The organism is Rhizobium ecuadorense (assembly GCF_001187535.1).
GTDB classification, from domain to species: domain Bacteria; phylum Pseudomonadota; class Alphaproteobacteria; order Rhizobiales; family Rhizobiaceae; genus Rhizobium; species Rhizobium ecuadorense.
In genome coordinates this window covers 1-290 of sequence record NZ_LFIO01001507.1, presented here as the reverse complement: position 1 = coordinate 290, position 290 = coordinate 1, and the positions used below count along the sequence as shown (strand labels likewise).

Annotated in this window: 1 protein-coding gene; it reads left to right on the top strand. The window is 64.8% G+C overall.

What is annotated here, in order from left to right:
• On the top strand, positions 1–290 hold a 290-nt coding region (locus tag AF337_RS31170; RefSeq protein WP_152971256.1), incomplete at both ends, for a HAMP domain-containing protein.

The window sequence follows — 290 nt, the reverse complement described above, 5'->3', positions numbered from 1 at the left end:
GCCAGGCACAGGTCTCCGGTGTCGCCGGCACCTGGAAGGACCTGACCGACAGCGTCAACTCGATGGCCGGTAACCTGACGGCGCAGGTGCGCAATATCGCCGAGGTGGCGACCGCGATCGCCAATGGCGACCTGTCGCGCAAGATCACCGTCGACGTGCGCGGAGAAATCCTGCTGCTCAAGGATACCTTGAATACCATGGTCGATCAGCTTCGCTCCTTTGCCGGCGAAGTGACGCGCGTTGCACGCGAAGTCGGCACCGACGGCAGGCTCGGCGGCCAGGCCGTCGTT